General features: G+C 66.2%; 15 protein-coding genes. 7 read left to right on the top strand and 8 right to left on the bottom strand.

Features of this window, described 5'->3' with window-relative positions:
* Positions 1-86: 86 nt before the first annotated feature.
* The 7 genes from IFR23_RS14515 to IFR23_RS14545 form a co-directional block, all read right to left on the bottom strand.
* Positions 87-3,296, bottom strand: coding sequence for a TonB-dependent receptor (locus IFR23_RS14515; protein WP_192976519.1), 3,210 nt, complete (start codon positions 3,294-3,296; stop codon positions 87-89).
* Positions 3,297-3,666: 370 nt separating this feature from the next.
* On the bottom strand, positions 3,667-6,675 hold the full coding sequence (locus IFR23_RS14520; RefSeq protein WP_107963044.1) for a TonB-dependent receptor: 3,009 nt from the start codon (positions 6,673-6,675) through the stop codon (positions 3,667-3,669).
* A gap of 118 nt (positions 6,676-6,793) precedes the next feature.
* A complete protein-coding gene (locus tag IFR23_RS14525; protein WP_192976520.1) occupies positions 6,794-8,428 on the bottom strand; it encodes a GH35 family beta-galactosidase in 1,635 nt (544 codons plus the stop codon).
* A gap of 8 nt (positions 8,429-8,436) precedes the next feature.
* Positions 8,437-9,849, bottom strand: a complete 1,413-nt coding sequence (gene uxaC, locus IFR23_RS14530) for a glucuronate isomerase (protein WP_192976521.1) — start codon at positions 9,847-9,849, stop codon at positions 8,437-8,439.
* Positions 9,846-11,126, bottom strand: a complete 1,281-nt coding sequence (locus IFR23_RS14535; protein WP_192976522.1) for an MFS transporter — start codon at positions 11,124-11,126, stop codon at positions 9,846-9,848. The genes uxaC and IFR23_RS14535 overlap by 4 nt, the downstream gene beginning before the upstream one ends.
* 8 nt (positions 11,127-11,134) lie before the next feature.
* Positions 11,135-12,346: a D-mannonate dehydratase ManD gene (gene manD, locus IFR23_RS14540; protein ID WP_192976523.1), complete on the bottom strand. Its 1,212-nt coding sequence runs from the start codon at positions 12,344-12,346 to the stop codon at positions 11,135-11,137.
* A 10-nt stretch (positions 12,347-12,356) separates the two neighbouring features.
* Complete coding sequence (locus tag IFR23_RS14545; RefSeq protein ID WP_446740913.1) at positions 12,357-14,759, bottom strand: glycoside hydrolase family 3 N-terminal domain-containing protein; 2,403 nt, start codon at positions 14,757-14,759, stop codon at positions 12,357-12,359.
* Positions 14,760-14,876: 117 nt separating this feature from the next.
* Here IFR23_RS14545 and IFR23_RS14550 point away from each other — a divergent pair, with 117 nt between their 5' ends.
* The 3 genes from IFR23_RS14550 to IFR23_RS14560 all read left to right on the top strand — a co-directional run bounded on the left by IFR23_RS14550 (position 14,877) and on the right by IFR23_RS14560 (position 20,442).
* Positions 14,877-17,021 (top strand): alpha-glucuronidase family glycosyl hydrolase, encoded by a 2,145-nt coding sequence (locus IFR23_RS14550; protein ID WP_192976525.1) that lies wholly within the window; start codon positions 14,877-14,879, stop codon positions 17,019-17,021.
* A complete protein-coding gene (locus tag IFR23_RS20315) occupies positions 17,018-19,174 on the top strand; it encodes a GDSL-type esterase/lipase family protein (RefSeq protein ID WP_192976526.1) in 2,157 nt (718 codons plus the stop codon). Before IFR23_RS14550 ends, IFR23_RS20315 begins: the two co-directional genes overlap by 4 nt.
* A gap of 182 nt (positions 19,175-19,356) precedes the next feature.
* A complete protein-coding gene (locus IFR23_RS14560) occupies positions 19,357-20,442 on the top strand; it encodes a glycoside hydrolase family 43 protein (RefSeq protein WP_192976550.1) in 1,086 nt (361 codons plus the stop codon).
* A 71-nt stretch (positions 20,443-20,513) separates the two neighbouring features.
* Here the strand turns inward: IFR23_RS14560 and IFR23_RS14565 are convergent, their stop codons facing one another.
* On the bottom strand, positions 20,514-21,428 hold the full coding sequence (locus IFR23_RS14565) for a LysR family transcriptional regulator (protein WP_107963037.1): 915 nt from the start codon (positions 21,426-21,428) through the stop codon (positions 20,514-20,516).
* Between the two features lie 86 nt (positions 21,429-21,514).
* Between IFR23_RS14565 and IFR23_RS14570 the strand changes: the two genes are divergently transcribed.
* The 4 genes from IFR23_RS14570 (at position 21,515) to IFR23_RS14585 (ending at position 26,271) form a co-directional block, all read left to right on the top strand.
* On the top strand, positions 21,515-22,549 hold the full coding sequence (locus IFR23_RS14570) for an aldo/keto reductase (protein ID WP_192976527.1): 1,035 nt from the start codon (positions 21,515-21,517) through the stop codon (positions 22,547-22,549).
* 11 nt (positions 22,550-22,560) lie between these two features.
* Positions 22,561-23,754 (top strand): MFS transporter, encoded by a 1,194-nt coding sequence (locus tag IFR23_RS14575; protein WP_192976528.1) that lies wholly within the window; start codon positions 22,561-22,563, stop codon positions 23,752-23,754.
* 75 nt (positions 23,755-23,829) lie between these two features.
* Entirely contained in the window at positions 23,830-24,597 is a 768-nt protein-coding gene (locus tag IFR23_RS14580; protein ID WP_192976529.1) for an SDR family oxidoreductase, read from the top strand.
* 108 nt (positions 24,598-24,705) lie between these two features.
* The gene (locus IFR23_RS14585; RefSeq protein WP_244655700.1) at positions 24,706-26,271 is read left to right on the top strand and encodes a tetratricopeptide repeat-containing sulfotransferase family protein; all 1,566 of its coding nucleotides are present in this window, start codon (positions 24,706-24,708) and stop codon (positions 26,269-26,271) included.
* Positions 26,272-26,340: the final 69 nt, after the last annotated feature.

Here is a 26,340-nt window from a genome sequence, read left to right on the forward strand (position 1 = left end):
GCGGCGTCGCACTGCGGCATCCATGACCAATGTTCCCCTCCCGGCCAGGCGAGGGGAACATCGTCACTGTCGAACGCCGCATCCGTTCAGAAGCGGAAGCGACCGCCAAGCAGGAAGCGGCGCCGCAGTTCTTGGCCGAACCAGAGTTCGCTCTCGTCGCGGCCGTAAGTGCGAAGCCTCGTTTCGGTCAGATTGATTCCTTCGATCGATACCGCGAAGCTCGGCGTGATATCATAGCTAATATTCGCATCGAGCTGACCGAACGGCTTGGTGAACTCCGGATTTTTCGAATTGCCGCGATTGATTCCCGACAGGAACTTGTCGCGCCAGTTATAGGCGATCCGTGCCGACAGGCCGTATTTATCGAAGATCAAGGTCGCATTGAACGTATCCGATAGACCAAGCAGCGCAAACTGGTTCTCCGTCGTCGGCGCACCGATGTTGAAACCGACATCGCCGCGCACCAGGGTGTAGGCTGCGCTTACGCCGAAGCCGGTCGATCCGAAGAAATGCTGCCCCGCCGCTTCGAAGCCGTAGATTTCGGCGTCCTTGTTGTTGATCGGCTGGGTCAACTGGAACTGATAGAGCACGTCCGTTCCGTTGGCGATCACATCGCGGGTGTTGTTGATCTGCTTGACAAAATCGTCGTTCAGCGAGCGCGTGGCGGCATTGTAGTTTGCCTGGAACACCGTGGTCGCCGCGCCGATCGAACCGGTCTGGTCGAGCAACGCCGTCAACGCGAACAGGTTGACGTCGCTCTGGTCGGCACCCAGCGCCTGCAACGCCGCCTTCGCCTGTCCGGAGCGGGTGCCCGCCGCGCCCGAGCTTGGATCCCTCAACCCGAACAGCGTGGTAGAGCTTTGGCCGTTACCGATGAAGTTACGTACGCGCTTGTCGAACACGCCAAACGACAGATAGCTGTCCGGCTTATAGTACCATTCAAGCGACGCATCGAGATTGTCCGACTCCAGCGGGATCAATTTAGCGTTGCCCGACGATCCAGTGGCTAGTCCGCCATTGGCAATCGGCCGGGAGGGTCCGCCGACGCTGGTCGAGGTAAACAGGTTGCCATATTCCGGTCGGGCGATCGTCTTGCTGAACGAAAGGCGAGCGATCAGGTTGTTCTTAAGTTCGACCTGAAAATCCATCGACGGCAAGAAGTTGTTGTAGGTTCCGCTGTCCGTCAGGAAGCTGGTCTGGTTCGAAATAACGAGGGTGTAGTCGTTGTCCGAAACCCAATTGATCGCAGCGGGCACCGCCACCAGCGATCTCGACGTCGACTTCGTTTGTTCGTAGCGCACGCCGGCCACGAGCGTTGCAGGTAATGAGCCCAGTTCGCCCTTCCACGTAACCTGACCGTATACCGACCAGATCTTTTCCCGAACCCGATTGTCTTCATTGGCCGTGGTACCGACCAAATTTCCGGCCTTGCTGTAGAATGGTGACAGGACCGAGTAGATCGACGCCGCATCACCACGGAAGGCTGTCTGCGACTCAGGATCGTTGCCCGGATCGTAACTCTTGAACTTGCACACCAGGCAGAAGGATTGCAGCGCACCGGGAACCAGCCGCTCCACGTCGCCAGGGCTGGTTATGCCCCAGTCGCCGAGAACCTGCTGAGTGGAAACGCGCGTCTGGTGCATGTTTGTGTTGCGCAGGTTGCCGCCGAAATCGAAACGGCTGCCCCCGCCGAGATCCCAGCCAAAATCGCCGCGCAGTTCCTTGACGCGCTGATCCTGCGCGGACGCGAAGGTGCGCCCAACCTGCGAGCCGACCTGAGCAACCGTCAGCAGGCCGTTCAGCGTCACGTCCTGGACCGGAATTGCCCCGGTATAGTCGACCGAGTGCGAGGTTACGACGTTGGCGGCCATGCCGACCAAGGTCGAGCTATTGCCGTTGGGGTTGTCCGGCCTGCTCGACGCCTTGCTGTAATGGCCGTCGAGATTGAACGTGAAGTTGTCGGTGATCTCCCACTTGCCGTTCAAGCCGAAATCCTGAACCCGGCTCTTCTGGCCGCGATTCTGCGCTTCGAATCCTTCGTCCTTGGCGCCATTGATCGTCTCGTGGAGATAATTAGCGGTAGCGACGACGGGGTTCGCGTCGAACCGCACTTCGTCGAACGGCCGACTGAACCAGTTCGACAGATCCGAGCGAACTTCCTTCTGCGTGTTCTGCGCGAACAGCGCGTCGGCGGTCAGCGTCAGCGTCTCGATCGGCTTGAACTGGACCACAGCCTGCCCGTTGATGCGCTCGCGGCTACCCTCGGCGTAATGATAACGACTGTCGTTGGGGAACGCGATGAGCTGGTTCGGGTTGGTCGGCGCGCCCGTGATCTTGGTGCTGCCGTCTCCCTTGGTGAAGCCACCCGTCAGAAATTCGCTGTACGGCATGACATTCCAGTCGTTGGACGTCGCCGCGATCGAGGTGAAGTTGCGCTTCTGGTAGCTGCCGAACAGCGACACGCCGAACCGGTCGGTCGGATCGGCCCAGCTGAGCACGCCCGAAAGCTCCGGCGTGACCTTCGATCCGCAATCCAGGCAGCCATCGGTACTCGTGTCGTACACGCCCTTCGCCCCGATGCTGCCGGTCAGGCCGCCCTTGCCGTCGAGCGGGCGGCGCGTGACCACGTTGATGGTCGCGCCGATGCCGCCGGTCGGCACGGATGCGCGGCCGGTCTTGTAGACCTCGAGCGTGCGGACACCTTCGGAGGCGAGGTTCGAGAAGTCGAACGACCGGCTCGCACCCTGCGCGCCATCGGAATTCTGATCGCCGCCGACGACCTGCACGTTAGCGGTCGCAAGCTGGCGGCCGTTCAGCGTGACCAGATTGTAGCTCGGGCCGAAGCCGCGAACGGTGACCAGCGCGCCTTCGCCGTTGGTACGATTGATCGAGACGCCCGTGATCCGCTGCAGCGACTCGGCGAGGTTGGTGTCGGGGAACTTGCCGATATCCTCCGCCGAGATCGCGTCGACGATGCCGGTCGAATTGCGCTTGATCGCGATCGACCGTTCGAGGCTGGCACGAACGCCGGTGACGACGATCTCGTCGCTCGCAGGCGCCTGGGCAGCAAGAGAAGATTCGGACGACGGCGCGGTCTGCGGTTGCGTGAGCTGACCGGCCGCGGCCGCGGGGTCTGCCGTCGTGCCCGGTGCCGTCGTCGGCTGCGCATTCGTGGCGTCGGCGCCGGCCTGCGTCTGAGCTTGTGCAGAAGCAACGCCTGATACCGTAAGACAGTACGCCACCGCTATAACGGATGCCGAACGCGCGAGCGCCGACGAAAGACTATTAGCCTTCATGATCATCCCCTCTTGGTCGCAGCCTTGTGACCGCGGATACTCCCACGCCGATCGTACGCCGGCTGTGCGAGCGCTAACATAGACCTTACAGAGACAGTGGCAAGCATCTTTGCGACCGAATATCTCTCTATTGCTACACACACTGCGATAAACATTGATCCAAATTGGATTTAATCTGCAATCGGTTGATAAGTCGGCAGAAAGCTAAGGGAGCATCGCTCGTGGCCGTGACAAATTGGCACCACCACGCCCTCATCACAGGATAGACAAGCAACGCAGGGTGCCGAGACTGGAGGAATAGCCGGCGAATATACAAAAAAAGGGGCCGATCCTTTCGGACCGGCCCCACAGGGTCCTCGGGAGAGGAGACTTAGAACTTGGCGCGGATGCCGGCGAGGAACTGGCGACCCGGATAATAGACGCTGTAGGCTGCATTGTCGTAGCCGAAGGTGGTCCGCAGCGGCTCGTTGGTGATGTTGAGCACGTCGAGCGTCAGGCGCACGCGGTTGTCGAAGAACGGCAGCTGATATCCGGCGGAAATATCGAACTGGCCACGCGCATCGGCCCGCAGCGGCACGGGGATGTTGTTCTGCGGACCGTTCGCGGCGATCGATTCGTCGTTCCAGACATAGTTCAGGCTGAGCGACACGCCGTGGCCTTCGTAGAAGCCCTGGAGGTTGTAGCTCCACGGCGCGATGCCCGACGCGACCAGCCCGGTATCCGACTTCTGCGTGATCCGCGTGCCGTTCGCCGAGAAGCCGAGCCCGCGGACGAGGAAATCGAGCGGCTGGACCCAGGTCGCCTCGACGCCCTGGATCTTGAGCTGGTTCAGGTTGACCGGCTGCGTCACGACGATCTGCGCGACGTCGGGACCACCGCGACCATTGATCGCCTGCTGCTGCGTCGTAGTGAGCGTGCTGAACGCGAGGTTCAGCGCCGAGAACGGCACCGTCGACTGGATGTTGGCGGTGAATCCGTCGATGTTCTTGCGGAAGTACGACACGCCGACATAGCCGATCCCGCCGGTGTAATATTCGCCGCCCAGATCGATATTCTCCGACGTGTAGGGCTTCAGGTTGGGGTTGCCCGCGGTCGCGACCTGAGCACCTTGATCGGAGAAGGTCAGGCCGGGCAGCAGCGACCCGGCATCGGCGCGCGTCATGCTGATCGAGGTCGCAAACCGCAGCTTGAGGCGGGTCGCCACGTCGTAGGTCAGGTTGAGCGACGGCAGGACCTTCTCGTAGGACGAGTCCTGGATCACGTCGACAAGGCCTGCCGCGACCTGGACCGGGCCGGCGACGTGCTGGTCGGTATGGACATAGCGGACGCCGGCATTGGCGCGCAGTTCGCGACCGAAGATCTCGGTGACGCCGTTGCCCTCCATGTAGAAGCCGAACGTCTTTTCGAGGATGTCGCCGGTCGTGCCGCCGGTCACCGAACCACGCGCTTCGGGCGCGTTGTCGAGGAACGACTGGTAGTTGGTCGCCGCCTGCAGCTCTTTCAGCTTGGTCGAGATGATGCTCGTATAGCCGACATTGCCCTTCGACAGCTTGCCGATATCGGTGACGTTGAGGCGTTGCAGATACTGCGACAATTGCGCGTTGGTGACGCTGCCGGTGGTGCCGTCGCACGTCGCGCCGCACACCGACGTCTGGTACGCGGTCGAATTGTCATAGGCGCGGACGTTGCGCAGCGCGCTGTCGTACGCGCCGCCGAACTTCAGGTTCATGTTCGCATCGCCGAGCGTGAAATCGACATGCGCGCCCTTGGTCTCGGTCTCGCGGCGTACGCTCTGGACGTTCTGGCGGTACCATTTCCAGCCAAGGTTCGGATCGCCGAGATCGACGTTCGAGGTGATGATCGGCTGCGGATTGTTGCTGTCGGTATTGTCGTAGAACGCGTTGATCCCGGTCTCGCGCGGAGTCTGGATCAGGAAGCTCGGCTGTTCGCGATAGAACGTGCTCTTGCCGTAATTGACCTGCGCCTCGACCTTGAACGTGTCGCTGGGTGCCCAGGTGACGCTCGGGTTCACATTGTAGAATTCGGTGGTCTGGCGGAAGATGCTCTCTTCGAGGAAGAACACCGAGTTGGCGAACGTACCGCTGGTGACGACGTTGTTCGCGTCCACCGTCAGGCCGATCGGCACCATGCCGCCGGTCGACGTAGGATCGGTACCGGGGCCCGAATTGCGGACGTACCAGTTCATGTTCGACTTGACGTAATCGCGCTTCGACTTGGCGTAGATACCGTCGAACGCGAAACTGAGCGTGTCGGTCGGGCGGAACTCGAGCGCGAGCAATGCCGAATACCGCGAGCGGGTCCCCTGCGTCACGTTGTTGCGGCCGAGACGGGGGATCAGCGCGCTGCGGATCTGCGTATCGGTCAGCCCCGACGTCGCCGCGAGATTGACGGGCGCACCCGGCGTCAGGCCGAAGCCGGTGTTGCGCGGTACGACCGGCGCGTAGGCGAAGCCGTTGCCACCGACGTCGCCGACGCCCGGCCGCCCGGTCGGGACGTTGCCGTCGGTGTAGCCGACCGTCTCGAAGCCATCGACGCGGGTCTTCTGATCGACGCCCTGCAAGCCGATCAGGATGCCGAACTTGTCCCAGGTCTTGCTCGCGACGATCGCGCCGCGCGGGCCGAAGCGGTTGTTGGTATCGTTATACTGGCCCTGCCCGACGACCGTCAGGTGCGTGCCCGGATTGTCGAACGGGCGTGCGTTGCGCAGGTTGACCGTACCGGCGATCCCGCCCTCCAGCGTCGATGCGACCGGCGACTTCAGCACGTCGAGGCGGGTGAACAGTTCGGACGGGAAGAAATCGAGATCGACCTCGCGGTTGCCGCCGCCGGTGCCGTTGGTGCCGCCATCCGACGCGATCGCGATCTGCGTGTTGTTGAGCAGCACCTTCGAAAAGCTCGGGCCGAGACCGCGGATCGCGACCTGGACGCCTTCGCCGGTGATATCGCGGTTCAGGCGCACGCCGGGAATGCGGTTGAGCGTCTCGGCGAGGTTGGTCGCGGGCAGCTTGCCGATGTCCTCGGCGAAGATCGAATCGCCGAATGCGACCGCGTTGCGCTTCGCGTTGGTCGCGCTCTGGAGGCTGCCGCGGATGCCGGTGACGATGATCTCGTCGGTCGCGCCGAGACCATTGTCGGCAGCGGTGGCGCTCTGCCCGGTCGCATCGGCCTGCGACGGCGCCGCCTGCGTGGTCGTGCCGGTGATGCCCTGCTGGTCGGGCGTTGCCGGTGCGGTCGTGCTGGTCGCCGCATCGGGCTGCGCAACCTGCGCGGCGACAGGCGCCGCGACGATCAGGATGTTACCGGCAGCAGCGGCCAGCAATGTGGCGCGGACGTGGTGACGGCGTGCGGTGAAGTTCATGGGATATCCCCTCCGTGTGATGTCCCCGCTTCGATGTCGGGATACGTTAAATCTTGCGCAATTTATGATAGCGCTATCATATTATGAGTAATTGTCGGACCGATCGCTGTCAATAGTTTCAGCGGTAGCGGTAAAGTTTCACTCGCTGAATCTGCCATGCGCCGGCCGGCAGGCTGATATGACGGCCCTGATGAGTCTGGTCGCCGTTGAGCAGCCGACCCGCCACCCACCGCCCCGTAGTGTCGAAACGCCCCTCGTACGCGCTGTCGATACCGGCAAGCCCGGGGCCGTCGCCGATCGGCTTGAAGGTGACGGTGATGCCCTGCCCCGCGACCAGAAACTCTTCCGGTCCGGTCTGGATGATCATCCCGCCATAGCTCGCCATGTCGGGTTTCGCGACCGGCCGCTGGATGTCGGCATAGGCGATCGTGAACCGGTATCCGCCGATGTCGCGCGTCTGCGGTTCGTAGATCACGGTCTCGTCATACAGCACGCGCGGCTTGAACCCCGCCATCCGGTTCGAGCCCTGCGCGGCGAGGATCTGCGGCGAAAGCTGCGCGATCACGTCATAGGCCTTGGCCAGATCGCCCGGCGCATCGTCGGCGGAGTCGATCGAGAACGGGCCGAAGCCGATCGCGTCATGCTCGCCATAGGCATAGAATGCGTTGGCCGGGACAGCCGCATTGTCCGCGTTGTTGGCTTCGGGAATGAACAGCGGGTTGTCCGGGCGTTTGTAGCGGCCGACCAGGTCGACATAGTTCGGAAAATAGATGTCGGGCGCGAGAAAATCGATCGTCGGCGCACCGGCCTTCCAAACGTCGATCAGATGCGGCAACGGCCCGCCGCTCGGATATTCGCCGGGTGCGCGGCCGGGACGGTTGAGCGCGACGTTGACGTACATCGGCATCGGATACGCCGCCTTGCCCGCCGCGGTCAGCTGATCGGCGAAGCGCGCATAATGCCAGGCGGTGAACACTTCGGCGGCCGCATCGCCCGCGCCGAACAGCTCCTCCCACGAGCCTTGCGTCCTTGCTCCTCGCTCGACCCACATCGCGTGCATCTCGGGAACGAGGTTCGCCTGGTGCGCGGTCAGATACCGGACGAGTTCGGTCGGCACCGGCTGGCGGTACGCGGCTTCGGCGAGCGGACCGTAATCGCGGGCAACCGGCAGCATCCCGATCTCGTTCTCGACCTGCATCATCACGACGGTGTTCTGTGTGCCGTCGACCGCCTTCAGATGCGCCATCAGCGCGGCATAGGCGCGCTGGTCCGCCTTCAGCGTCTCGGGCGCGAACGCCGAGAGGATGTCGACGCCCTGCCCGTTCGGTCCGTGCGCGCGCGGAAACCGCGTCTGGTCGCGCTTCACCCAGGCCGGCACATAGGTCGACATCGAATTCTTCCACGCGCCGAACCACAGGATGACGAGCTTCAGGTCGGCGGCGCGCGCATCGCGCAGCATGGTATCCACGGAGGTCCAGTCGAACTGGCCTTCGCGTGGCTCGATCAGTTCCCACGCGACCGGCGCGAGCACGGTGTTGAGGTGCATCGCGCGCAGTGTCTTCCAGTGCGGCGCCATGTACGCCGCGCTGGACGCCGCCGAATTGCTCAGCTCGCCACCGATGATCAGCATCGGCTTGCCGCCGACGATCAACTGCGTCGCGCTACCCTGTTTGCGCAGCGAGGGTGCATCGGCGAGCGCGGGCGTCGCGACCGAGAGCGCGGTCAGCGCCAGGATCGAAGTGCGCAATGTCATCATGTGTCTCACAGCTTGTAGGCATCTTTGACTAGGTCATAGGCAAGTGCGCGGGCGACCTCGTGCGCCTCGTCCTCTTCGAGCCGGTGTTCGGCGACGAGTTTGGCGAGGAACGCGCAGTCCATCCGACGCGCGACATCGTGGCGCGCGGGGATCGACAGGAAGGCGCGCGTGTCGTCGTTGAAGCCGACCGTGTTGTAGAAGCCGGCGGTCTCGGTCGCGCGTTCGCGAAAGCGGCGCATCCCCTCCGGGCTATCGTGGAACCACCAGGGCGGGCCGAGCCGCAGCGACGGATAATGCCCGGCGAGCGGTGCGAGTTCGCGGGAATACGTATCCTCGTTGAGGGTGAACAGGATCAGCGTCAGCCGGGGATCGTTGCCGAACCGGTCGAGCAGCGGCTTCAGCGCACGGACGAACTCGCCGGGGAGCGGGATGTCTCCGCCCTTGTCGCGACCGAAGCGTGCCAGCACCGAGGCGTTGTGGCTGCGCGAGACGGCTGGGTGAAGCTGCATGACCATGCCGTCCTCGACGCTCATCGCCGCCATCTCGGTCAGCATCTGCGCGCGGAAGAGTTCCGCGTCGGCGGCCGTCGGTTGAGCCATGACCCGGGCGTAAAGCGCTTCCGCTTCGGCGGGCGTCAGGTCTGCGGTTGCTGCCGATGGGTGGCCGTGGTCGGTCGAGGTGGCGCCTGCCGCGCGGAAGCGTGCGCGGTGGAAACGATGTGCGGCGAGGTAGCCGGCGTAACTGCCGACGTCTTCGCCCGCGGTTTCGCCGAAGCGGCGGACGTTGGCGGCGAAGCCCGGCGTGTCGGGATCGACGACGGGATCGGGGCGATAGGCGGTGACGACGCGGCCGTTCCAGTCGCTCGCGCGGATCGCGGCATGGTGATTGAGCGGGTCGAGCGGGCTTTCGGTGGTCGCGATCAGTTCGATGCCGAACCGGTCGAACAGCGCGCGCGGGCGGAAGTCGGGTGTCTTCAGCGCGGCATCGATCGTGTCGAAATACAGGTCCGCGGTCGCGGGTTCGAGGCGGACGTCGATGCCGAACGCCTCGGCGAACACCCAGTCGAGCCACATCCGCGACGGCGTGCCGCGGAACAGGGGGTAGTGGCCTGCGAAGATGCGCCAGATTTTCCGCGGATCGGTTTCCGTCGCGCTGCCATCCACCGTCGGGACGCCGAGTGCGTCGAGGGGCACGCCCTGGCTGTAGAGCATGCGGAACACGTAGTGATCGGGCACGATCAGCAGCGAGGCGGGATCGCTGAACGCCTCGTTCCGCGCGAACCATGCCGGATCGGTATGGCCGTGCGGGCTGACGATCGGCAGGTCCTTCACGCCCGCATGGAGCGCGCGCGCGATGTCGCGGGTGCGCGGTTCGTCGGGGAACAGGCGATCGGGATGAAGGCGCAAAGGCTTGGTCATAACAGGCGTTCCGGAGGCACCTGCGCATAGCGCGGCACGATGAGGTGGATGACGGCGAGCGCGACGAGATAGGCGCAGGCCGCGACGATGAAGATCGGCTGGTAGCTGCCGACGGTCTCGAGGATGGTGCCGGCGAACTTCGCCATCAGCATCCCGCCGACCGCGCCCGACAACCCGCCGAGACCGACGACGGAGCCCGTCGCCCAGCGCGGCAACAGGTCGCCCGGCAACGCGTAGAGATTGGCCGAGAACCCCTGGTGCCCGGCGCAGGCGAGGCCGATCATCAGCACCGCCCACCACATGTTCGGCACCTGAGTCGCGAACGCGATCGGCACCGCACACAGCGCACAGACGAACATCGCGGTTTTCCGCGCCCGGTTGACGCTGTACCCACGCCCGATCAACCGCGACGAGAACCAGCCGCCGGCGACCGAACCGACGTCGGCGAGCAAATACACCGCGATCAGCGGCGGGCCGAATGCCAGCATCGTGATGCCGTATTGCTTGTTGAAGAAATCGGGCAGCCAGAACAGGAAGGTCCACCACACCGGATCGATCAGGAACCGGCCGAGCATATAGGCCCAGGTCTGGCGCTGGCGCAGCAACGTCTTCCACGCCACCGGCCGACCGGGCTCGACCGGTTCGCTCTCGATATAGGCGAGTTCCTCCGGCGTGACCTTGGGATGCTCGCGCGGGCGACGATAGAAGCCGAGCCAGGCGACCAGCCAGACGACGGTCAGCAGCCCGGTCAGGATGAACGCCCAGCGCCAGCCCATCGTCACCGCGATGATCGGCACCACCAGCGGCGTCAGGATCGCGCCGACGTTCGAGCCTGCGTTGAAGATGCCGATCGCCAGCGCGCGCTCGCGCCGGGGAAACCATTCGTTGGTCGCCGCGATCGCCGCCGGGAACGTCCCCGCCTCCCCCAGCGCGAGCGGGATCCGCGCCAGGATCAAGCCGCCGGTCGAGGTGAAGAACACGTGCGCGACATGGCCTAGCGTCCACAACGTCACCGCCAGCGCATAGCCGACGCGCGCGCCGACGCGGTCGATCAGCCGGCCGAACACGACGTAGCTGAGGCCGTAGGCGGCCTGGAACCAGATGGCGAGGTCGGCATAACCCGTCTCGCTCCAGCCGTAGCGGACCTGCAGATCGGGCTTGAGCGTCGGCAGGACGAGCCGGTCGATATAGCTCAGCACCACCGCCGCGAACAGCAGCGCGCAGACGATCCAGCGGATCCGACCGCGCGGCTTGTCGATCACGGGAGCGGCCGTCACGTCGCCACTCACCAGTTGCACAACGTGCCGTCTTCCAGTCGCGCGACCGGAAGATAGGCGCGTTTATAATCGTAGGTCGCCGCGAGATCCTCGTCGATGTCGACGCCCAACCCCGGCGCTTCCCCCGGATGCATCATGCCGTCGTCGAAGCTGTACGCGTGCGGGAAGACCGCATCGGTCTCGTCGGTGTGCGGCATATGCTCCTGCACGCCGAAATTAGGCACCGACAGTCCGAAGTGCAGCGCCGCCGCCATCGCCACAGGCGACAGGTCGGTCGCGCCGTGGCAGCCGGTCCGCACCTGGTACAGATCGGCGAGCGACGCGATCCGGCGCAGGTGCGTGATGCCGCCGGCATGGACGACGGTCGCGCGGATATAGTCGATCAGCTGGTTCTGGATCAGATCCTTCGCATCCCAGATCGAATTGAACACCTCGCCTACCGCGATCGGCGTCGTCGTGTGCTGGCGGATCAGCTTGAACGCCTCCTGGTTCTCGGCCGGCGTCGGGTCCTCGATCCAGAACAGATTATACGGCTCGAGCGCCTTGCCGAGCCGCCCCGCCTCGATCGGCGTCAGCCGGTGGTGGATGTCATGGAGCAGATGAACATCCCAACCCATCGCCTCGCGCGCGGCCTTGAACAGTTCAGGCACAACGCGGAGATATTTCTCGGTCGACCACACGCTTTCGCTCGGCAGGTCGGCATCGGCGGGTTCGTAGCGCGCGCCGTGCTTGGCAACGCCGTAGGTCGAGGCGAGCCCCGGTACGCCGCACTGCAGCCGGATCGCCTTGTAGCCCTTCGCCTGCTCGGCCTTGGCGACCGCGATCGTGTCCTCGATCGTCGTGCCGTTGGCGTGCGCGTAGACCATGCACGCGTCGCGCGCCGCGCCGCCGAGCAACTGGTACACCGGCATCCCCGCGAGCTTGCCCTTGATGTCCCACAATGCCGTGTCGACTGCCGCGATCGCCGCCATCGTCACCGGGCCGCGGCGCCAGTACGCGCCCTTGTAGAGATACTGCCAGACGTCCTCGATCCGGTGCGCGTCGCGGCCGATCAGGCACGGTACGACGTGATCGGTCAGGTAGCTGGCGACGCTCAGTTCGCGGCCATTGAGCGTCGCGTCACCTAGCCCGGTGGTACCGTCGTCGCACTCGATCTTCAGCGTGACGAAATTGCGGCCGGGGGAGGTGACGATGACGCGGGCGGAAACGATCTTGGGCATGGGCGGTCCCTCAGGCGATTTCGAGAATGGCGGTCTTGAGATGCGCGGAATCGGGCCCGACCGAGATATCGAACAGGCCCGGCTCGACGACCTCGCGCATGTTTATGTCGAAGAACCGGAATGCGTCGGGGCCGAGCGCGAACTGCACGGTCTTGCGCTCGCCGGGCGCCAGCGTGACGCGCTCGAACCCCTTCAGTTCGATGATCGGCCGCGCGACCGACGAGACCTGGTCGCGCACGTAGAGCTGCACCACTTCGTCGCCGGCGCGCTGCCCGGTATTCGTCACGTCGACCGCGACCGTGACGGTCCCGGCGATCCCGATCTTCGCCGCAGACAGGCGCGGCGTGCCGATCTCGAACCTAGTGTAGCTGAGCCCGAACCCGAACGGGAACAGCGGCGCGGTGGTGTCGAACAGATAGCCGCGGCGCGCGGACGGCTTCGCGTCGTAGAACACCGGCAATTGCCCCGTGGAGCGCGCGACCGTCACGGGCAGCTTGGCGCCCGGATTGATATCGCCGAACAGCGCCTCGGCGATCGCGGTGCCGCCTTCCTGTCCGACATACCAGCATTCGAGCAACGCGTTCGCGCTCTCGACCGCGGTCGGCCAGGATGGCGGACGGCCGTTGATCGCGACGACCACGACGGGCTTGCCGGTCGCCTTCATCGCCGCGAACAGCGCATTCTGTTCGCCGAGCAGGTCCAGGCTGGTGCGATCGCCGAGATGCGTCTTGGCATAGCCCTCGCGGCTGGTCTGTTCGGTGTCGCCGATCGCGAGCAGGATGACGTCGGCGGTCTTCGCCACCTCGACCGCCTCGGCGATCAGCTGGCGGTTCTTCGCAGGGTCGGCGAGCAGCACCTCGTTGGCAGAGCGATCCTCGTTCTGGGTGATGAACACGCCCTGCGCATGGACCACCTCCGCCTTGCCCTTCAGCCGCGCGCGCACGCCGTCGAGCAGCGAGACGGTCGCCTTGGGGATCGACGAATAGCCGCCGAGCCGCGCGATCGCCGCATTGGGGCCGATCACCGCGACCGTCTTGTGCGCGCCCGCCGTCAGCGGCAGCGTGCCGTCGTTGACGAGTAGCGCGATGGAGCGCCGCGCCGCCTCTAGCGCCAGTGCGCGCGCCTCGGCATTGCCGGTCAGCCGCGCGGCCTCCTTCGGATCGACGATCGGCTGTTCGAACATGCCCGACCGGACCTTCATCGTCAGCATCCGCCGGCACGCCTCGTCGACCGCCTCGACCGACACTTTGCCGGCGCGCACCTGGTCCGCGAGCGAGCGATAGGCCTCGCCGTCGGGCAGGTCGGAATCGACGCCCGCCGCCAACGCGAGACGGGCCGCGGCGTCGCGATCGACCGCGATGTGGTGCAGCGAGGCAAGCTCGCCGATCGCCGCATAATCGCTGACGATCGCGCCATCGAAGCCCCATTCGCCGCGCAGCACGTCGTGCAGCAACCAGCGATTGGCATGGCTGGGGACGCCGTCAATCTCGTTGTACGACGGCATCACCGCGCCGATCCCGGTGCGCGCGACGACAGCCCGGAACGGCGGGAAGAAATTCTCGCGCAGTTCGCGTTCGGCGATCGGCGCGGGCGCGACGTTCTCGCCGCTCTCGGGCTGGCCGTGTCCGGTCATATGCTTCAGCGTCGCGAAGACCTTGCCCGGCGCCAGCGTCTTGCCCTCACCCTGCAGGCCGATCACCGCGGCGACACCCATTTCACCGCAAAGATACGGGTCTTCGCCGAACGTCTCCTCGATCCGGCCCCAGCGCGGATCGCGCGCGATGTCGACGACCGGCGACAGCGCCAGCACGGTGCCGTGTGCGCGAACCTCGCGCGCGATCACCGCGTTCACACGGCGGACGAGGTCGCGGTCGAACGATCCGGCCAACGCGATCGCCTGCGGAAAGCTCGTCGCTTCGGGCGCCATGAAGCCGTGCAGCGCCTCCTCGTGGAACAGGATCGGGATACCGAGCCGGCTGCGAGTCGTCGCCCAGCGCTGCGCCGCGTTGACGAAGGCGATCGTATCGGCGGGCGCGCGCCAGCGACCGGTGACGTCGGTGCCGGTGTTGGCTGCGGTCGCGGCACCCCCGCGATCGGACGGTCGCGCGATCTGGCCGATGCCGTTCGGATACGCGGTATCGGCACGCGCGGGATCGAATTTCAGCGCCGCGTCCATCACCTGCCGCTTGGTGGTCGACAGCGTGATCAACTGCGCGACCTTCTCGTCGAGCGTCATCCGGGACAGCAGGTCGCGCACCCGCAGATCGACCGGCGCACGCGCGTCCTTGTAGATCGCGGGCGCTGCCGCGGCAGAGGCGATACCGGGTGTCAGGGCTGCGACCGAGGCGGTTCCCAGCCAGCCGAGCACGCTGCGGCGGTTGGTCGCGATCGAGGCGATTGTGTTGCCGGACACCCTGTTCTCCTGTCTTGAAACGCGGCATTGCTGTCGATGCCGTCGTCGTGATAGCGATAACATGTCCGACAAACAGAACCGTTGTCAATGCGCGGTCGGTCGGCGGGAGAGGAAAGAATGACGCTATTCGGCAAGCTCGTCGTCGCGATCACGATGATCGTCATGGGGACCACCGCGGCGCAGGCGGAGGACGGGTACGACCTCTGGATGCGCTATCGCCCGCTCGCGGCGACGCAGGCCGGCGCGCTGAACCGAAGCGTGCAATCGATCGAACGCAGGGGCGACACGCCGACGCTCCGCGTTGCCGCCGACGAAGTCCGCCGCGGGATCGCCGGGCTGTCCGGCCGGGCGATCGGCGACGGCGCGAGCGCGCATCCGATCGTGCTGGCGACCGCGACGGACCGCGACGTCGCCGCACTCCGCCTGCCGCTCACGACGCTGGGCGACGAAGGCTATATCGTTCGCACGACGACGATCGGCGGCAAGCGCGCGACGCTGGTGACGGCGAACACCGATCGCGGCGTGCTGTACGGCAGCTTCGCGCTGCTGCGGTACGTCCAGACCGGCGGCAGTCTCGACCGCATCGACCTGACGTCCGCGCCCCGCGTCAGACTGCGCGTGCTGAACCATTGGGACAATCTGGATGGCGTCGTCGAGCGCGGCTATGCCGGCGTGTCGCTGTGGGACTGGTGGACGCTCCCCGATCTCCATGACGCGCGCTACACCGATTACGCGCGGGCCAACGCGTCGATCGGAATCAACGGCACCGTCCTCAACAACGTCAACGCGAAGGCCGAAAGCCTGACGCCGCGCTATATCGCCAAGGCGGCGGCGCTGGCGGACGTGTTCCGGCCGTACGGGATCAAGGTGTACTTGTCGGCGCGGTTTTCGGCACCGATCGAACTCGGTGGCCTCAAGACCGCCGACCCGCTCGATCCGCAGGTCGCGGCATGGTGGAAGGCGAAGACCGACGAGATCTATCGCAGCATCCCCGATTTCGGCGGCTTCCTGGTGAAGGCGAACAGCGAGGGCCAGCCGGGTCCGCGCGACTATCGTCGCAGCCATGCCGACGGTGCCAACATGCTCGCCGCTGCGGTCGCGCCGCATGGCGGGATCGTGATGTGGCGCGCGTTCGTCTATGCCGAGACCGACCCCGACGACCGCGCGAAACAGGCGTACACCGAGTTCAAGCCGCTCGACGGCAAGTTCGCCAGCAACGTCATCGTCCAGGTGAAGAACGGCGCGATCGATTTCCAGCCGCGCGAGCCGTTCCATCCGCTGTTCGGCGCGATGCCTAAGACGCCGCTGATGATCGAATTCCAGATCACCAAGGAGTATCTCGGCTTCGCGACTCACCTCGCCTATCTCGGGCCGCTGTTCGCGGAGACGCTGGCGAGCGAGACGATGCGATCGCCCGGCGAGACCGTCGCGAAGGTCGTCGACGGGTCTGTCGAGGGCCACACGCTGACCGGGATGGCGGGCGTCGCGAACATCGGGCGCGACCGTGATTGGGCGGGCTCCACCTTCAACCAGGCGAACTGGTACGCATTCGGACGGATGGCATGGGATCCGACGCTCGGCGCCGCCCCCGTTGCGCGCGAATGGGCGGCGATGACCTTCGCCCCTTCGCCCGCCGTCGTCGATCCCGTCACGCGCATGATGATGGGATCGCGCGAGGCGGTGGTCGATTACATGACCCCGCTCGGTCTCGCGCACGTCATGGCGACGGGGCATCACTATGGCCCCGGCCCGTGGATCGCGGACCTCAAGCGCCCCGAATGGAACCCGGTCTATTACCACCGCGCCGACAAGGCCGGAATCGGCTTCGACCGGACGAAGACGGGGAGCGACGCGGTCGCGCAATACGCACCCGATCTCGCCCGCCGGCTCGCCGACCCGGCGACGACACCCGAGCGTGAACTGCTGTGGTTCCACCATGTGCCGTGGGATCGGCGGATGGCGTCAGGGCGGATCCTATGGGCGGAAATGGTCCATGATTATGATGCCGGCGTCGGCTATGTCGGCGACATGCGGAAGCAATGGGATGGCCTGAAGACGCAGATCGACGCGGGACGCTGGGACAAGACCGCGACGTATCTGGCGATCCAGGAACGCGAGGCGCGATGGTGGCGCGATGCGAGCCTGTCCTATTGGATGTCGGTCAACCGCCGACCGCTTCCGGTGGGTACGCGCGCACCCGAACACGATCTGGCCTGGTACAAGGCGCAGAGCTTTCCGTACGCACCGGGCAATCCGCAATGATCGGCGGATCGAGCCCATTACGGCCGAAGCGATGGCCGGCGGCGCTGATCTTCGGCGCGCTGATCGTCACCGGCGCAGGCGCACGCGACGTCGTTCCCGCGCATCCCGGTACGCCGTGGATCGCGAGTTGGGGCTCGTCCCAGATGATCGCCGAGGGCGAGAATGCGCTCCCCGCCGACCGTGCGGGCGCGATCACCTTGCGGCAGGTGGTGCGGCTGTCCGCCGGCGGCGCGCGCATCCGCGTTCGCCTGTCCAACGCGTTCGGCACGCGCCCGCTCGCGATCGGCGGCGCGCACCTCGCGCGGTCGGTCGCGCCCGGCACGCCGCAGATCGGGGGAGGCGCACGGCTGACCTTTTCGGGACGCGCCGATGCGATGATCCCGGCGGGGGCGGAGGTCTATTCGGATCCGATCGCGTTCCCCGTTGCGCCCGGCGCAGACCTCGCCGTGAGCCTGTACCTGCCGGACGCCGCCAGCCCGCAGACCGGCCATCCCGGTGCGCGCGCGACAAGCTTCACGCTCGCCGGCGATCATGTCGACGCCGCGACGCTGGCCGGCGCGACGACGACGACGCACTGGTATGCGCTGGCCGATATCGAGGTCTCGGGCGCCGCGAGTGCCGGGACGGTCGTCGCGATCGGCGATTCGATCACCGACGGCTACGGCGTGAAGCCCGAGCGCAACAGCCGCTGGCCCGACGTGTTGGCGCAGAGACTGCGCGCGCGACCGGCAACGCAGGCGATCGGCGTCGTCAATGCCGGGATCGGGGGCAATCGCATGCTGCTCGACGGGCTCGGCCCCAATCTGCTCGCCCGCTTCGACCGCGACGTGATCGCGCGCAGCGGCGTGCGCTGGGCGATCGTGCTGGAGGGCGTCAACGATCTTGGCGTCCTCACCCGCGACGCCCCCGCCACTCCTGCGCAGCACGCTGCGATCGTCGCGCAGATGACCGCGGGCTACGCGCAGCTCGTCGCGCGCGCGCACGCTCACGGGATCAAGGTCATCGGCGGCACGGTGATGCCGTTCGGCGGCAACGACTATTATCATCCGGGCGCCGCGAACGAGGCGGACCGTCAGGCGGTCAACCGCTTCATCCGCACGTCCGGCGTGTTCGACTCGGTGATCGACTTCGACCGGCTGATGCGCGATCCCGCACATCCCGACCGGCTCGCCCCCGCCTATGATTCCGGTGATCATCTCCATCCGTCCGAGGCCGGATATCGCATCATGGGGGAGGAGGTACCGTTGGCGTTGTTCGACAGTACCGCGTCGACTTCGCGCGCGGGGATCGGGGCTGCGGGTCGCGTGGCAGTCGCACCGGCCGGCGATCGGCGTCCTGCGATCGCGCTGACTTTCGACGACATCCCGGCGCACGGACCGCTCGCGCCCGGCCAGACGCGCGTCGGCGTGATCCGCGACATCACCGCTGCATTGGCGAAGGCAAAGGCACCCGCGTTCGGTTTCCTCAATGCCGGGTTCGGGCTCGACACGCCCGACGATGCCGCACGCGTGATCGCCGCGTGGCGCGCCGCCGGACTGCCGCTCGGCAACCACACCTATTCGCACGTCAATCTCGACCAGGTCGGTGCCCCCGCCTTCGCCGCCGAGGTGACGCGCAACGAAGCCACCCTTGCCACGGCAGCCAAGGGCATTGACTGGCACTGGTTCCGGTATCCGTTCCTCGCGGAGGGCAGCACGCCGGCACTACGCGACGCCGCACGGACAGCGTTGCACGAACGCGGCTACCGTGCCGCCGCGGTGACGATGAGTTTCAACGATTTCAAATGGAACCCGGTCTATGCCGCCTGCGCGGTCAAGCGCGATACCGCCGCCATCCAGGCGCTTGAGGCCAGCTTCCTCGCCGACGCCCGCGCCGCCGCGCTGACCGCACGCGCGCGAGCGCAGACGCAGGTCGGACGCGACATCCCCTATGTCCTGCTGATGCATGTCGGCGCGTTCGACGCGCGCATGCTGCCGCGCCTGCTCGCGCTCTACCGAGACATGGGCTTCCGGTTCGTGACGCTGCAGAATGCCGAAGCCGATTTTTATTACGCCAGCGCAACCGACCTGTCGCGACCGGGACCGACACCCTCGCTGGCCGGACCGCCATCCGCGCCCGCACTCGCCGGACCGCCCGCCGACCTCTGCCTCTGACCACCCGGACCGGCGGCGCCGATCAGCGCTTGCCGGTGTCCGCGGCCGTGATATGATAGCGCTATCTCTCCACATCCGTGGACCACAGATCTCATAGAAGATCGTTTATCAGGAAGGATCGAAAGGCCATGCGCCTCCGTATACCCGGCCATATCCCCGCCCTCGTCGTCGCGTTGCCCGTGATGATCGCCTCCGGCATCGCGATCGCCCAGACTGCCAAGGCGCCCGCCAAGACGCCCGCCGCAACAGCGCGTGCCGCCAAGGCCGAACCGCGCAGTCCCGACGGCAAGCGCTATCTGGCGCAACCCCTGGTCACCAAGATCTTCGCGGCGGACCCGTCCGCGCATGTCTTCAACGGCAGGATCTACGTCTATCCCAGCCACGACGTCGATGCGGGGATCCCCGACGACGATCTCGGCAACCAATATGCGATGCACGATTACCGCGTGCTGAGCATGGATCGCCCCGGCGGTCCGGTGACGATCCATCCGGTCGGCATCGACGTGAAGCAGATCCCCTGGGCCTCGAAGCAGACCTGGGCACCCGACGCCGCGTACAAGAACGGCATTTATTATCTCTACATGCCCGCGCGCGACAAACAGGGCGTGTTCCGGATCGGCGTCGCCACCTCGAAGTCGCCGACCGGCCCGTTCAAGTCGGAAGCGCTTCCGATCCGCGGCAGCTTCTCGATCGATCCGGCGGTGTTCAGCGATACGACCGGCGAGAGCTACATGTATTTCGGCGGCATCTGGGGCGGCCAGCTCCAGCGTTGGGCAACCGGCAAGTTCGACCCGAACGGCGGCGACACCGACCTGAAGCAGGACGACAAGCCTGCCCTCGCCCCCAAGGTCGCACGGATGTCCGCGGACATGAAGCAGTTCGCCGAAGCGCCACGCGACGTCCGGATCGTCGACGAAGCCGGCAAGCCGATCCTCGGCGGCGACCACGACCGGCGCTTCTTCGAGGCGTCGTGGATGTTCAAGCGCGGCGGCAAATACTATTTCACCTACTCGACCGGCGACACGCACTTCATCGCCTATGCGGTCGGCGACAATCCCTACGGTCCGTTCCGCTATACCGGTCATATCATGACGCCGGTGCAGGGCTGGACCACGCACCACTCGATCATCGCGTTCAAGAACCGCTGGTGGCTGTTCTATCACGACACGCAGCTGTCGAATAAGAACCACCTCCGCTCCGCCAAGATGACCGAATTGTCGTTCAACGCCGACGGCACGATCCAGCAGATCGATCCGTTCAAGGACTGACGCGGAACCGGGGAGCGTCCGCGCAGCCAGTTGCCGCCTCGTTCGTCATGACGACGGCAGGCGCCGAAAATTCACGCGCTCAGGCCTGGCTGCGCGGCGAGGAAATCGACGAAGGCGCGGACGCGAGCGGGGACGTTCGTGCCGCCGACGAAGACCGCGTGGATCTGCTCGACGTCGCCCGGATTATACGCTTCGAGCACCGCCACCAATCGGCCCGCGGCGATATCATCGACCACGCTGAAGGCGCCGACGCGCGCCAGGCCGACGCCGGCGGCGGCGAGTTGCCCGAGCGTCTCGCCGTTGTTCGCTTCGATATTGCCCCGCACCGACAGCGCGATCGCCTGTCCGTCGCGGCGGAACGGCCAGACCGGCTCGACCCGGCGGAAGTTGAAGTTGAGGCAATTGTGACGGTGCAGGTCTTCGGGCTGCGTCGGCGTGCCCCAGCGTGCCAGATAGTCGGGCGACGCGACGATCACGCGGCCGCTCTCGCCGATCTTGCGGGCCGTCAGCAGGCTGTCGGCGAGCGGACCGAAGCGGATCGCGACGTCGGCCTGCCCCGCGGCGATATCGACGATGGCGTCGGTCAGCGCGAAATCGAGCACGATATGCGGGTGGAGGCGGACGAATTCGCCGAGCAGCGGGACGATGCAGAGCCGCCCGTGCGACAGCGCGGCGCTGATCCGCAGCCGTCCGCGGGGTGAGCCCTGATCGGCGAGCTGCTGTTCGGCATCGTCGAGGTCGGCAAGGATACGCCGCGCAGTCTGAAGATAGACCTGGCCCTCCGCGGTCGGTGTCAGCGCGCGCGTCGAGCGCAGCAACAGCCGGACGCCAAGCCGCGCTTCGATCCGGTCGATCGAGCGCGCGACCGCCGACGGGGTCAGTCCGAGCGCGCGTCCCGCCCCCGAGAAACTGCCCGCGCGCATGACTGCCGCGAAGATCTCCAACGCGCGGGCACGATCGGCGCCCATGGGCATCTTTGCGTCCATGTCAAAAATCCTTCGCTGTCATGCGGACTAATCCGCGGGAGCGCGACGGTCCATCTATGCCTCGACGCATAGATCGGGATACGCACATGGACTATCGGCAATTGGGATCTTCGGGCCTGCGCGTACCGGCGCTGAGCTTCGGCACCGCGACCTTCGGCGGCACCGGCCCCTTGTTCGGCGCGTGGGGCCGCAGCGACGACGTCGAGGCACGGCGGCTGGTCGATGTCTGCCTTGAGGCGGGCGTAACGCTGTTCGATACCGCCGACGTCTATTCGAACGGCGCCTCGGAGTCCGTCCTCGGCGCGGCGATCGAGGGGCGGCGCGATCAGGTGCTGATCTCGACCAAGACCGGCCTGCCGATGGGCGATGGCCCGCAGGATTGGGGTGCGTCGCGTGCCCGCCTGATCCGCGCGGTCGAGGATTCCTTGCGGCGGCTGGGGACCGATTACATCGACCTGCTCCAGCTTCATGCGTTCGATGCCTCGACCCCGGCAGAGGAAGTGATGAGTACGCTCGACCTGCTGATCGGCGCGGGGAAGGTGCGGTATGCGGGCGTGTCGAACTATCCGGGCTGGCAGGTGACGAAGGCGCAGGGCATCGCCGACCGTCACGGCTGGCCGCGCCTCGTCGCGCACCAGGTCTATTACTCGCTGATCGGCCGCGCCTATGAGGCGGACCTCATGCCGATGGGTATCGACCAGGGCGTCGGTGCGCTGGTGTGGAGTCCGCTGGGCTGGGGCCGCCTGACCGGCAAGATCGGACGCGACCGGCCGATCCCGGCGGGCAGCCGCCTGCACGACACCGAACAGTTCGCGCCGCCGGTCGAGACCGAGCATCTGTACCGCGTGATCGACGCGCTGGAGGCTGTCGCGGCGGAGACGGGCAAGAGCGTGCCGCAAGTCGCGATCAACTGGCTGCTGCGCCGCCCGACGGTCGCGTCGGTGATCATCGGCGCGCGCAACGAAGCGCAGTTGCGCGACAATCTGGGCGCGGTCGGCTGGGAATTGTCGGTGGAACAGGTCGCCGCGCTCGATGCGGCCAGCGACGTTCTGCCGCCTTATCCACACACCCCGTACCGCCAGCAGGAAGGGTTCGCCCGCCTGAACCCTTCGCTGGTTTGAGGAGCGACATCATGAAGTTCAATCCCGGCCTGCTGGCCCTGTCCGTCGGTGCGTTCGGCATCGGCGTGACCGAATTCGCACCGATGGGGCTGCTGCCCGTCATCGCGCAGGACCTCGGCGTCTCGATCCCGACCGCCGGGCTGCTGATCAGTGCCTATGCGCTCGGCGTCGTCATCGGTGCGCCGCTGATGACCTTGACCACCGGACGCGTGCCCCGGCGGACGCTGCTGATCGCACTCGCCGGCGTCTTCACGGTCGGCAACCTGCTCGCGGCGTTGTCGACCGGCTACGGCATGTTGATGGCGGCGCGGATCCTGACCTCGTTCAACCACGGCGCGTTCTTCGGCGTCGGTTCGGTCGTCGCGGCCAGCCTCGTGCCGGCGGAGCGACGCGCGGGCGCGGTGGCGGCGATGTTCATGGGGCTGACGATCGCCAACGTCGTCGGCGTGCCGCTCGCGACCTGGGCGGGCGATCATCTCGGCTGGCGCGCGTCATTCTGGGGTGTTTCGGCCCTCGGCGTGGCGACGATGGCGGCATTGCGGCTGACGTTGCCGGCTTTGCCCGCCCCCGAGGGCAGCGACGCGATGGCGGAACTGCGCGTGCTGACTCGCGGACCGGTGCTGGGCGCGCTCGGCCTGACCGTCGTCGGTGCGAGCGCGATGTTCACCGTCTTCACCTACATCACGCCGATCCTGCGCGAGGTCACGCACGCCTCGCTCGGCTACGTCACCGCGATGCTGGTGACGTACGGCCTGGGGCTGACGCTCGGCAACTGGCTGGGCGGACGGTTCGCCGATCGCTCGGTCGACCGCACGTTGATCGTCACGCTCGCCTCGCTCACCGCAATCCTCCTCGCGTTCGCGGTGCTGATGCCGTTCAAGGTACCGACGGCGATCCTGATATTCCTCTGGGGCATCGCCAGCTTTGCGCTCGTCCCACCACTCCAGATCCGCGTGATGCACGCCGCGGCGGACGCGCCCAACCTTGCTTCGGCGATGAACATCGGTGCGTTCAATCTCGGCAACGCGATCGGCGCAGCGGTCGGCGGCGGCGTGATCGCAGCAGGGTTCGGGTATCCGGCCGTCGCGGTGGCAGGGGCGGTCGCGTCGGCGCTGGGGCTGATCGCGGTCATCGTCAGCGTTCGCAGGAATATCGCGCGTAGTCAGCGCCATCCGGCTTCGGCGGATACGGTCGAGGCTATGTAGAAGCCGACCCGCGATGGACGGGGACCGAACGCGCATCGCCTGCGTTGTACGGCCGCTATCATCAGGAGATGCGTCATGAACCCGACCGGCAACACCATCCTCATCACCGGCGGTGGGTCGGGCATCGGCGCCGCGCTGGCGCAGCGTCTCCACGATGCCGGCAACGCGGTGATCGTTGCCGGCCGGCGCCAGGAGGCGCTCGACGAGACGATCGCGGGACGTGAGAACATGCGCGCGATGACGCTCGACATCGACGATCCCGCCGCGATCGAGGACTTCGCGCGGCGCCTCGTCGTCGACCATCCCGCACTCAACGTGCTGGTCAACAATGCCGGCATCATGAAACTGGAGGACATCTCGACGCAACGCGATCTGGTGGATGCGGAGGCGACGATCGTCACCAATCTGCTGGGCCCGATCCGGTTGACCAATGCACTGGTCGACCATCTCGCGGCGCAGTCCGGCGGCACGATCGTCAACCTGACGTCGGGACTGGCGTATGTCCCGTTGACCGCAGCGCCGACCTATTCGGCGACCAAGGCGGCGATCCATTCCTACACCGTCTCCTTGCGTCGCGCTCTGGACGGCAAGGTCGAGGTGATCGAGATCGTGCCCCCCGGCGTCCAGACCGGGCTGACGCCCGGGCAGGAGACGCGACCTGGCTACATGCCGCTGGAGGCGTTCGCGGACGAGGTCATGGCGCTATGGACGCAGCAGCCGACGCCGAGCGAGATCCTCGTCGAACGCGTCCGCCCCTTACGCAACGCCGAAGCCGATCACCGCTTTCCGGAAGCCGTGGCGCAGTTCAACGAGATGGCCGAGCGCGCGCGACGCGGCGGCTAATCCCGTATCGATGTCCGGTCCGTCGATGATCCAGCGGAGCGGATCGAGCGTGGGCGAGCGGGTCGTCGACCGCTTGACGATCCCGTGGTTCAGCCCGAGTGTCGCGCGATGGTGCCCGCTCCGAAACCCCGCTGGCCGAGCGACCTCATGCAGGCCGCGCTCGCACTCCACGACAACCAGCTTCACGTCGCCGAGCCGCTGCTGAAAGCGTATCTCAAGCGCGATCCGTTCGATGCACGTGCGATCCGGATGCTGGCCGAACTGGCGGGTCGGATCGGGCGGTACAAGGACGCCGAGACGTTGTTGCGTCGTGCGGTCGAGCTGGCGCCCGGCTTCACCGCGGCGCGCGCGAACCTTGCGCTCGTGCTGTACCGCCAGAATCGTGCACCCGAGGCACTGACGTTGCTCGACGCCGTGATCGCCGACGAACCCGACAATCCCGGACATGCCAATCTGAAGGCCGCCGCCCTCGGCCGGCTGGGCGGGTTCGAGGACGCGATCGCGCTGTACGAGAAGGTGCTGCACGATGCGCCGGGCCAGCCGCGCGTGTGGTTGAGCTATGGCCATATGCTGAAGACCGTCGGCCGCCGCGACGACGGCATTGTCGCATATCGCCGCGCGTTGTCGCTGTTGCCGACGCTCGGCGACGCGTGGTGGAGCCTCGCCAACCTCAAGACGGTGCGGTTCGACGATGCCGACATCGCAGCGATGGAGGCCGCGCTCGCGCGGGAAGACCTGGACGTCGAAGACCGCTTCCACCTCGACTTCGCCCTCGGCAAGGCGTTCGAGGATCGGCGCGATCCGGTGCGCTCGTTCGCGCATTACGACGCCGGCAACACGCTGCGCCGGACCCGGATCGTGTACGACGCCGACGAAACGAGCGCGTTCGTCGATCGCAGCATTGCGGTGCTGACGCCTGCGTTCCTCGACGCACGCCGCGGCCAGGGTTGCGATGCGCCCGACCCGATCTTCGTCCTGGGCATGCCGCGCGCAGGATCGACGCTGATCGAACAGATCCTCGCCAGCCACAGCCTCGTCGAGGGCACCACCGAACTCCCGGACATGCCCGCGCTCGCCCGCCGCATCGCCGACTATCCCGACGGCCTCGCCTCCCTCTCCGCCGATGCGTTGCGTGAGATCGGTGAAGACTATCTGCGTCGTGCGGCGATCCAGCGGCGCACCGATCGTCCGTTCTTCATCGACAAGCTGCCCAACAACTGGGCGCATGTGCCGCTGATCCACCTCGCGCTGCCCAATGCGCGGATCATCGACGCACGCCGCGATCCGCTCGACTGCTGCTTCTCGAACTTCAAGCAGCACTACGCGCGGGGGCAGACGTTCAGCTACGCGCTCGACGATCTCGGTCGCTATTACCGCGACTATGTCCGGCTAATGTCGCATGTCGACGCGGTGCTGCCCGGCCGCGTCCACCGCGTCGATCACGAAGCGCTGCTGGAGAACACCGAGGCCGAAGTCCGCGCGTTGCTGGCCGCTTGCGGCTTGGCGTTCGAACCCGCCTGCCTCGCCTTCCACGAGACCGAGCGTGCGGTTCGCACCGCGAGTTCCGAACAGGTCCGCCGGCCGATCAACCGCGATGGCGTCGATGCCTGGCGTCCCTATGACCAGTGGCTCGGGCCGCTGCGATCGGCACTGGGACTCGCTGCTACGGCCTGACCAGTGGCGAAAACGTCACGGATGCGTCATAAAACGTTTCTCCCCGCGAAGCTTCGTTTGACGTTTGTT

Source organism: Sphingomonas sp. CFBP 13603, assembly GCF_014892665.1.
GTDB lineage: Bacteria > Pseudomonadota > Alphaproteobacteria > Sphingomonadales > Sphingomonadaceae > Sphingomonas.